Annotated in this window: 5 protein-coding genes; all 5 read left to right on the plus strand. The window is 51.0% G+C overall.

Going from position 1 to position 10,537, the window contains the following annotated elements:
• Positions 1–441 precede the first annotated feature (441 nt).
• Positions 442–3,309, plus strand: a complete 2,868-nt coding sequence (locus Q8M98_03155; protein ID MDP3113753.1) for an adenylate/guanylate cyclase domain-containing protein — start codon at positions 442–444, stop codon at positions 3,307–3,309.
• Positions 3,310–3,349: 40 nt separating this feature from the next.
• Entirely contained in the window at positions 3,350–4,147 is a 798-nt protein-coding gene (locus Q8M98_03160) for a caspase family protein (GenBank protein ID MDP3113754.1), read from the plus strand.
• Positions 4,148–4,294: 147 nt separating this feature from the next.
• Entirely contained in the window at positions 4,295–4,759 is a 465-nt protein-coding gene (gene nuoE / locus Q8M98_03165; protein MDP3113755.1) for an NADH-quinone oxidoreductase subunit NuoE, read from the plus strand.
• Between the two features lie 8 nt (positions 4,760–4,767).
• Positions 4,768–6,537: an NADH-quinone oxidoreductase subunit NuoF gene (locus Q8M98_03170; GenBank protein ID MDP3113756.1), complete on the plus strand. Its 1,770-nt coding sequence runs from the start codon at positions 4,768–4,770 to the stop codon at positions 6,535–6,537.
• 10 nt (positions 6,538–6,547) lie between these two features.
• Complete coding sequence (locus Q8M98_03175) at positions 6,548–9,868, plus strand: FAD-dependent oxidoreductase (protein MDP3113757.1); 3,321 nt, start codon at positions 6,548–6,550, stop codon at positions 9,866–9,868.
• Positions 9,869–10,537 lie beyond the last annotated feature (669 nt).

The following is a 10,537-nucleotide window of genomic DNA, read 5'->3' on the forward strand; positions in this document are numbered from 1 at the left end:
GGCAGACAAAATCTACTCCCTGCTGAACGTCAAAGTCTTCAAAAATCAAATCATCTCTAAACACAGAGTTTAGTGCCTAACTGAAAAATGACTGTCATATATACCAATAACTTAGTCCCTAAAATGCGAAACTTGGGTTAACTATATTTTAGCCGGATTTTAACAAAATGCCATATCTGAATTATGGAATGTCTGCTTTTGAATCAATCACTGCTGTGGGACTCAAAGTATCCCAGTCTGGTTTGAGCCTTCAGTCTCATTGTTGCCGAACCTATCTTGACTCAGTTGGGATGCGGCAAGATACCCTTTTGCAAGCTTGGAAGGCGCTTATTAGAGACTGTTTTAGGACGCAATCCAGGAAACTTCTTGACAAGTATGCGGCACCTTTGAGAATGATCAGCAAAGCAGTTTATGCCGCTTTATTGACGTTTTGGAGGTAGGATGGATAACGACGAATCACTCTTTGGCACCGGTTTGTTTGATCTGGAAGAGGACAATCTGTCCCAGAAGAACAAGTGTCATCTTCGCGAAGGCGAATTGCGCGAAGTAACGATGCTTTTTGCCGATATCAAGGGTTTTACCGATCTTTCCACGCGTTTTGATCCGGAAATCATTCATCTGAAGATGGACGAGCTGATGAAAGTCTTTTCCCGCTGCATCACTTTCTATGGCGGATTCGTGGATAAATATATGGGAGACGGCATCATGGCGCTCTTTGGCGCAAAAAAAGCCAGCGAACAGGATAGCGAACGTGCCATTCGCGCAGGACTCAAAATGCAGCAGCAACTGATCGCCTACAACGCATATCTGAACAAGCAGCCGGGCTTTGAGAACGTGGAATTGGGCTTGCGCATCGGCATCAATACCGGTATGGTGAGCGTGGGAAAGGTTGGCGAATCCCGCGAGGGAGATTTCACCGTCTATGGACCCGAGGTCAATCTTGCCTCCCGCATGGAAAGCAACGCCCCCGTGAATGGAATTATGCTGCCAGCCGCCACCAAAAAGCTGGTCGATCACGTCTTTGAATTCGTTGCTCTCGGGCAAAAACAGGTCAAGGGCATCGAAGTGCCGATCGAATGCTGGCAGCCAAAGAGTTTGAAGATTCAAAGCCTGCCGCGCTGGCAACGTCTGAACAGCCGTTTCATCGGAAGGGAAATTGAGCTGGGATTGTTATCCGAAGCCTTTGCACAGATCAAATCCCCTCGCTCGGACAAGCGGACAAAGATCATCGGCATCGAAGCTGAAGCCGGCATGGGCAAGACCCGCCTCGTCTATGAATTCCGCAAATATATTGAATGTGACGCGGTCTTCATCACCGCTGCCTGCAATTCCGTCAGCCCCACTCCGCTAAATCTCTTTGCCAACCTGTTTGAGAACTATTTTGTCCTGCGTATCAACGAAACGCCTCCTGAGAAACTGAGTAAGCTCGAATTGGGCTTTGCCGCGCTTAAAGAAGGGGCTACTGATGAACAGCAAGCCGCGCTGGATGACGCTTTTGCCATGATCGCCTTTCTTTTGGAGATCAAAACTGCCGATGCGAGAATCAAACAAGGCGGCAAAGACTTGCTCCAACATCTCCTGCAAGCCGCGGAAAGCGTTCTGCGCATTATACTTACAAGCGCGGCTGCCACGGGCTTGCCGATAGTTTTTATCATTGACGATCTGCATTGGATGGATGAAAGCTCCGCCGCCGCACTCGAACACATCATAAGTCATTTCTCGGAAAGCGACTATGCCCAGCTCTGGCTGCTTTTGTATCGTCAGGATTATTCCCTTCCGGCTTATCTTTCGCGTTCGGAGCATTTCATTCTGCTCGAGCTGCATCATCTAGATGAGCAGGATATTGCAAACATGATCTTCAACTACGGCAGACAGCTCGATCTCTCCGAGGATACCATCGACCGTGTGGTTCAGCTTTCCGCGGGAAATCCCTTTTTCCTGGAAGAATGGTGCAACTACATCGCCGATCTGGCGCCGGACGATATGCAGGATCTGCCTGTACCGGCAAACCTGCACGCACTGATCCTTTCGCGTCTGGACAATTTGCCTCTGGCGTTGAGATTGCTGCTGCAAAAGGCTTCGGTGATCGGGCAGGAATTCTTTGTGGAAATCCTGCGCGAAGTGGAAAAGCGCCTGGAAGACAGCTTGGACGTGGATCGCACCCTTGCCAGCCTCGAACAGCAAGCCATGATCATGAAGATGTTGGGCTTTGACTATTCGAGCTATTTCTTCAAACACGTCACCACCCGCGAAGTGGCATATCAGACGCTGCTGCATTCCAACCGCAAGATCCTGCACCGCCTTGCCGGAGAGGCGATCGAGGACATCTTTCCTGACCGTTTGGAGGAGTTTCATTTCGCTCTGGCGGAACACTTTGTCCGGGGAGAGATCACCGACAAAGCCACTCACTATCTGGAAAAAGCAGCCGACGCCGCGGCAAAGATTTACAACAACACACAGGCGCTGGAGCTTTACCATCAACTGCTGCAACTGCTTGATCCGCAGGAGCATGAAAAGCGCGGAGCGGTGCTGCTCAAGATCGCGGAAATCCTCTGGCTGAACGGAGATTGGACAAAGCTGGAAGAGATTTTGCAGCAAATGCTGATTGTCTCCGAAAAAACAAAAGACCTTACCCTGCGTTTCAACGCGCTGCGGCTCAGTGGGTTGCTATGTTTCTTCCGTCGCAAACCGGAGGACGCGAAAAGCCATTGGGATGAATGCCTCGTTTTGGCAAATCAACTACAGGATAAGCTGCTTTTGTGCGTGGCTTTGAACTTCCTCGGCGTCTGGCATCAGCATCATCGGGAATTTGATGCTGCTATCGATCTTCATTCCCGCAGCATGGAATTGGCGGAGAAACTTGGCGAACAAGCCCGCATTGCCAAAACGCTTAATAACCTCGGGCTCATCTATCTGGAACAGAAGGATTTCGCCAAAGCGGAGCATTCCTTTGAAGAGAGTTTGCGCCTCGCTGAAGAGAGCCGCTTGCTCAAAGATGAATCCCTCGCCATCGGAAACCTCGGACACGCGATGATCCTGCAAAAACGCTATTTGGAAGCCATTCCCTACCTGAACCGCAAACTCGCACTGGCGGAGAAAATGAACGACCGCGCTGAACTGATCAAAGCCCTGGGCAACATGGGCATGGTCGATACTGAACTAATGCGGCATGAGGAAGCGCTGAAGTGCTATCAGAGCATTCTGCGGATCAAGGAATTTATGGGAGATAGCGCCGGCATGACGATCACGCAAGAAAGCATCGAAAGCCTTGAAAAGCTGCTGCCGAAAAAGCCCCAATTTAAAAAATAATGAACAGACTATCTAATACACTGTTAACCCGGAGGTTAAGATGAAAAAACTATTGCTCGTATGGATGGCGGTCAGCCTCGCGCTGGTCTCCCTCGGAGCACAAAAAGCCTTGGTGATCGGCAATGCCGGATACTCGGATAAGCCGCTCAAACACCCTGTCGTAGATGCGCAATTGATCGACACGACACTGGTTCGGATTGGTTTTCAGGTGACCAGAAACACCAATCTCAATGCCGCGGCTTTCAAAACCGCTATCGCCAAATATGCCAAAACGGTCGGTGCCGATGATCTCGCCCTCTTCTATTTCAGCGGACAGGCGGTGCAGCTTGACGGAGCCACTTATCTGTTGCCGGTGGGAACGACCTTCAAGGATGCCACGGCAGTCAAAAGCGGCGCCATTGAACTCTCCGGGCTGATCACACAGATCAACAAAGGAGTGGCGACCCTGGTCTTCATCGATGCGGCGAGGGCAAACCCAAATGTCGCTTTCACGCTTGCCAAACAAGGTCTCGCAGCACCGGGAAAAATGCCGGACAAGCTGTTTTTGATGTTCAGCGCCGCACCGGATAGCCTCATTCTCGAAGGCAGGGGAACGCATGGAAACTTTGCTCTTCAACTGAGCCGGGTACTTATTCTGCAAGAGCGCGACCTCGAAGAGATCGGCAATTTGATCTCCAGCGGCGTCAAAGTCATCACCGCCGCAAAGCAGAACCCAAGAGTCTATAACAGCATCGCGGGGGAGCTGATCATCAATCCCTCTCCTGAAAACGGCGCGCGTTTCTATTTCCGCAGCTTTCATAAGATGGAAGTTGACGGAGGGGGGAGCTACTCCTTCTGAACAAAGATAGATAACTGATCTGAAGCGCAACTACTTTTCATTTGACAAGCAGACGCGTTTTATTTTCGGTGTGAAACTAATGGTTTTACCCTCCAGTTTGTGTGATGTGGGGTAGGACAAATTCATTTTCAGCAAAGGAAAAAAGCTATGCAGAACGAAGACCGCAAGCTGGATGCCGTGCTCACTGCCTACAAGGGCAGAAAGGGCATCTTGATTCCACTGTTGCAGGAAGTTCAGAACCTGGAAGGATACCTCTCGCGTGATACGATGAAGTATGTTTCCGACTTTATGGACATCCCCGCCGCCGAGATCTATGGCGTCGCCACTTTCTATTCGATGTTTCGTCTCAAACCCCAGGGAAAACACATCATCCGCGTCTGCAAGGGCACTGCCTGCCACGTTTCGGACGCCGATAGCATCAAGTATGCGCTGATCGAAAATCTCAAGCTCGCCGATGGTGAAGAGACGACCGCGGATATGAATTTCACCCTCATGGAAGTAGCCTGTTTGGGCTGTTGCAGCCTGGCACCGGTGATTATGATCGACGATCAGACCTTTGGCAAGCTCACCCCGGAAGCGATCCCCGCAATCCTGCAACGTTTCAGTTTTTAGGAGGGAAGATGGAGAATATCAACGTCAAAGTGGGGCTCGCCAGTTGCGGACTCGCCGCCGGAGCGGAGGAAGTCTATCGGAAAATTGAAGAGTTAGTCCTCCACAATGTCCTGCCCGTGAAATTGCACAAGACCGCCTGCATCGGCATGTGTTTCGAAGAACCGATCGTGGAACTGAGCGGATCCACGGTAGGAAAGGTTACCCTTGGTCAGGTCACTGCCGATAATATCGAAACGCTTTTAAATGAATATCTGGCAGGCAAGCTCCCCGCCCAAAACGTCATCCTTGCGGACAAGCATCCTGCCTCGCGCAACGAGCTACTCGCCAACCAGCATCGCATCGTGTTGCAAAATTGTGGTGTGATCGATCCTCAAGCAATCGAAGAATATGAAGAGACCGGCGGGTACAAAGCGCTGAAGCAAGCTCTCTCGATGAGCGCAGCCGCCATCATCACCGAAGTGAAGGATTCAGGCTTGCGTGGACGCGGCGGAGCGGGATTTTCCACGGGCTTGAAATGGAGCTTTGCGGCTTCCGCCAAAAGCAACAAGAAATATGTGATCTGCAACGCGGACGAAGGCGATCCGGGTGCTTTCATGGATCGCAGCGTACTCGAGGGAGATCCGCACAAAGTGATCGAAGGCATGATCATCGGCGCCTTCGCCATGGGCGCGGATGAAGGCTACATCTATTGCCGTGCCGAATACCCCCTGGCTATCCACCATTTAAGGATCGCTATCGAAGCCGCCGAGAAAAAAGGCTATCTGGGCAAAGACATCATGGGCACGGATTTCTGTTTCGAACTGCATATCAAGGAAGGCGCCGGAGCTTTTGTCTGCGGCGAGGAAACCGCTTTGATGCAATCCATCGAAGGCAAACGCGGCATGCCCACAATCCGCCCTCCCTTTCCTGCGGAATCTGGTCTTTGGGGCAAACCTACCAATATCAACAATGTGGAGACCTGGGCAAATATCACCTGGATCATCCTCAACGGCGCCAAGGCTTTCAAAGCTTTGGGAACGGATAAGTCCTCCGGCACCAAGGTCTTCGCTCTGGCTGGAAAAATCGCCGGCAGTGGATTGATCGAAGTTCCCATGGGCATCAGCATCCGCGACATCATCTATAAGGTGGGTGGCGGCATGAAAACCGAAAAGCCTTTCAAAGCGGTTCAATTGGGTGGTCCCTCCGGGGGCTGCATTCCCGCGGAACTGCTTGATACGATAGTGGATTATGATTCCATCACCGCCACCGGAGCGATCATGGGTTCCGGAGGCATGGTGGTCATGGATAGCGGCACCTGCATGGTCGATGTGGCACGCTATTTCCTCAATTTCACTCAAAACGAATCCTGTGGCAAATGCACTTTCTGCCGCATCGGAACCCGCCGCATGCTGGAAATACTCACCCGCATCACACAGGGCAAGGGATTGCCGGAGGACATTAAAAAGCTCGAGGAGCTTGCCGCCAATATCATCAAAGGCTCGCTTTGCGGGCTTGGACAGACGGCTCCCAACCCGGTGCTCACCACTTTGCGTTATTTCAAACACGAATATATCGCCCACATCGAGGAAAAGCGCTGCCCCTCAGGCGTTTGCACATCCCTGCTCAAGTATGAAGTCATCGCCGAAAAGTGCGTTGGGTGCACAGCCTGCGCACGCAAGTGTCCGGTAAACTGCATATCCGGCACGGTCAAAAAGCCGCATCTCATCAATCAGGCAGCCTGCATCAAATGCGGCGCCTGCTTCAAAACCTGCAAGTTCAATGCCATCACCAAGGCTTAGGAGAGAGAAAATGATCGAAGTAACTTTAAACGGAACCAAGCTGGAAACCGAAGCCGGAATCACTATCCTCGAGCTTGCAAAACGACGCGGAATCGAGATCCCCACCCTTTGTCACGACGAAGAACTGAAACCTTACGGATCATGTTGGGTCTGCGCGGTCGAAGTCAAAGGACGTCGCGGATTCGTGACTGCCTGCGGCACCTATCTCTCTCCCGGTATGGACATTGTCACCGACAACGATCAGATCCGCAACGCCCGAAAAATGGCGCTGGAACTGCTTATTTCAAATCATTATGCAGATTGCGAAGCCCCTTGCAAGATCGCCTGTCCGGATCACGTGGACGTCCAAGCTTATGTATCTTTGATCGCCAACGGCCAGTATCACGAAGCCGTGAAAGTGATCAAAGACACTCTTCCGATGCCGCTTTCGATAGGACGCGTCTGCCCAGCCTTCTGTGAAAAGGAATGCCGCAGGCAGATCGTGGAAGACCCCATCGCCATTCGTCAGTTGAAACGCTATTGCGCGGATGAGGATTTGAACGACGTGTGGAACTACATCCCGGAAAAGCTTCCTCCCACCGGCAAGAAGATCGCCATCGTGGGTGGCGGACCCAGCGGCTTGACCTGCGGATATTATCTTAGCACAAACGGTTATGAAGTGGAGGTCTTTGAAGCTTCCCCCGCTGCGGGTGGTTGGCTGCGGTATGGCATCCCGGAATACCGTCTTCCCAAAGCTATCCTGGACAGCGAGATAGAGCTGATGTGCGCCAACGGCATGAAGATACACCACAACGTTCAGCTCGGTAAAGACTTTTTCTTACAAAAACTTTGCGAGGACTACGATGCCGTCTATCTTGCTTTGGGAGCCCAGAAAGCGGTTCCGATGCCGGTCAAGGGCAGCGACCTGGAAGGGTGCTATCTGGGCGTGGATTTTCTCAAGGCATTCAGCCTGGGAAACACTCCTCCGCTGGGGAAAAGAGTCGCCATCGTGGGAGGTGGAAACACCGCGATCGATTGTGCCAGAACATCTTTACGTCTTGGCTGCGAGACGAGCATCATCTATCGCCGCACCAAAGAAGAAATGCCCGCCGAGCCCTTTGAGATAGAGGCTTCGGAGCATGAAGGCATCATCTTCCACTACCTATGCAACCCAGTTGAATATATCGGGGAAAGCGGCAAACTCAAAGAGGTCGTGATCGAAAAGATGCGTCTCGGCGAACCAGATTCCAGCGGCAGAAGGCGTCCCGAACCCACAGGCGAGTCTTTCACCGAAGCCTTTGATTCCATCATCGCTGCCATCTCTCAGGTACCGGAGGTGGATATCTTTACCCATGAAGATAACTACATAGATGGCAACATCTTACCTGTAAGCCGCTGGCAGACAGCCATCGTGGACGAAGCGACCATGCACACCGGACTTAAAAACGTCTTTGCCGGAGGAGATTTCCGCTCCGGAGCGGCAACCGCAATCGAAGCCATCGCCGATGGCAGATTGGCAGCGGAGGCGATCGACCGTTTCCTTTCCGGAGAAGGCATTAAGGGCGACGCTCCTCGTTTCGATTCCAAAAAAGGAAAGAAAGTTGAGGAGATATCGGCAGAGGAATATTCCATCTTCGAGAAGATCGAACGCTTCAAGATGCCTGAGATAGCGATGGACAAGGCAAAAAGCACCTTCGCGGAAGTGGAACTCGGCTTTGATGAAAATCAGGCACGAGCCGAGGCAGACCGCTGTCTCGAATGCGGCTGTCAGGTGAACGAAACCTGTTTCCTGCGCGAATATTGCACTGATTACAAAGTTGACGCGCTCAGTTTCCCGGGCAGTATCAACAAACATCCCATCGATTATTCACATCCCTTCATCGCGCGCGATGCCAACAAATGCATCAATTGCGGACGCTGCGTTCGCACCTGTTCCGAAATCCAGGGCGCCGCGGTGCTTGGTTATATCTACAGAGGTTTTTCCTCGGGCGTGGCACCCGAATTTGGCGAATCGCTCACGCAAACCACTTGTGAAAGCTGTGGAAAGTGCATCGCGGTTTGTCCCGTCGGGGCTTTGGTAGAAAGAAACATCCACTATAAGATGAATCCCCTGCCAAATGACGAAACCCTCCAAAACTGCGGTATTTGCGGTACCGGCTGCGCGATCAAATGCGAAAGCCAGACCGCGATCGTGACCCGCGTTTCCACTCCCGAAGAAAAGGAAGGAACCGGTTTCAACGGCAGAAACATCTGCTTCAAAGGACGTTTCGGCTGGCAGAGATTAAACGATCCCGACCGCCTGATCAACCCCCGTTGCAAAGATAACGGCGTGTGGAAGGATATCTCCTGGCATGAAGCGAAAACTCTGATCGAAACAAAGCTAAGCACCTGCGAAAGCAAACGCTTCGAGATCTCCCCATATATCTCTTTGGAAGAGATGCTGATTGCTCAAAAAGCGGCTGAATCATGCGGCGGAAATCTATATGCCGCATGCGATTACAGCTATTTCAGCGATGCCTGTTTGGACATTTCACCCAAAGACGATGCCTATGAGATCCTCAGCCGCTTCGACGAATATATCATCGTGGGAGATATCAATCACACACTCAAAACAATGCTGCGGCTCAAACAACGCGGCGGCAAAAAACTGCGCGTAGTGCCCATCGGCGAAGGCACAGTCACTCGTTTCGCGGATAGCGTTCACAGTAGCCTCAGCGCGGTGGAAACCAATGATCGGCAGCTATTTATCTATAACCAAAACCGCATTTCCGAGCGTGAGGCATACAAGATATGGGAGCTTGCCTCCACAATCGGCAGCCATCCCACAAACATATTTGTGACGTCGGATTATCCAAATCTTTCCGGTTTGCAGATGATCAAACCCAGGTTCAATCTGCCCTCGACTGCCGATCTCGTAGTTGCCTGGGGTGCGAAAGCGCAGAAATGTGATAATGCCAAGCTCTGCGTGGCGATCACTCAGTTCAGAGACGACAAAAGCTGTGCCGATCTGTTGCTTCCGGCTTCTTCATATTTGGAGATCGACGGCTACGCTTTGGCAAATCAAGCAATCATCACCCGCTATCGCAACCCTATGAAATCAAACAAAATAAACGAATTGCTGCGCCTCTTCTATGAGCTTGGATGGATATCTCCCGCCACCGCGGATATCAATCACTGGAACGCTCTGGCGGAAGAAAAGATCGAAAAGGCGGAAAACGTCAAAGCCGCCCGTTTCGACAAAAACGCCGTCATCCCGGAAACTCTGCGCGACACCGCCATACCCGCAGCCTCCGAATTGGACAAACGCATCGAGGAGCTCTATCAGACCCGATTTAGCGCTGTAAAGTTCTAATAATATAGAATATCAAACGGCAAAATGTGGAAAACCCCGTTTTCGATGAGAAGACGGGGTTTTTGGCATACAGCGGCAGACATCCCCGTCTGTCAAAGCCCGCGAGGACTTTCTATTTGCCCCTCAGTCACTCGAATCTAAGTTATGTATGTACTTGGACATCTCGAGGCTTGCAAACGAGACCATTTGTACGACTTCGCTTTAACCCAAAACTCCGCCGCTGAAATCTGACTGCTGCACTAAATCCTTGTCAGGCGGAGTTTTAAGTCAAAGCAGGCATTGTTGAAGGCAAAGCTATGCATTGGTTCTAAGTATTGGGCTATCGTTTCCGTTTTAGCTTTCGCCTTCAGTTTTGAGTTAAAACCGAGACTCCATTATTCGAGAGAATTTCCGAAAATTAGCTCTTGGCATATTTGAAGAATGAGTTATTATAGTCATATTGGAAGTATAGTTGCTGCCCTCAGTAGCGGATAACAGAATTTGATACCCTGTATCAGGTGCAAGATGTAGAAGCAAGCTTTGTGAATAATATTTGAAATAGATATGTTCAGCCAGTTGCTCAATTTTATCGCTAAATCTTCCTTGGCGAGGCTGACCCTTGATCATACGGTCAACTATCATGCTCAATATCTTCCGCTCATCCTCGCTTATATCCAATGGACCGATATG

It is taken from the genome of Candidatus Cloacimonadaceae bacterium (assembly GCA_030693415.1).
Lineage (GTDB): Bacteria > Cloacimonadota > Cloacimonadia > Cloacimonadales > Cloacimonadaceae > JAUYAR01.

What these genes read in the sequence shown, in the direction of transcription:
- Q8M98_03155 (MDP3113753.1), top strand. Translation starts at nt 442, where the DNA reads ATGGATAACGACGAATCACTCTTTGGCACCGGTTTGTTTGATCTGGAA.
- Q8M98_03160 (MDP3113754.1), top strand. Translation starts at nt 3,350, where the DNA reads ATGAAAAAACTATTGCTCGTATGGATGGCGGTCAGCCTCGCGCTGGTC.
- nuoE (MDP3113755.1), top strand. Translation starts at nt 4,295, where the DNA reads ATGCAGAACGAAGACCGCAAGCTGGATGCCGTGCTCACTGCCTACAAG.
- Q8M98_03170 (MDP3113756.1), top strand. Translation starts at nt 4,768, where the DNA reads ATGGAGAATATCAACGTCAAAGTGGGGCTCGCCAGTTGCGGACTCGCC.
- Q8M98_03175 (MDP3113757.1), top strand. Translation starts at nt 6,548, where the DNA reads ATGATCGAAGTAACTTTAAACGGAACCAAGCTGGAAACCGAAGCCGGA.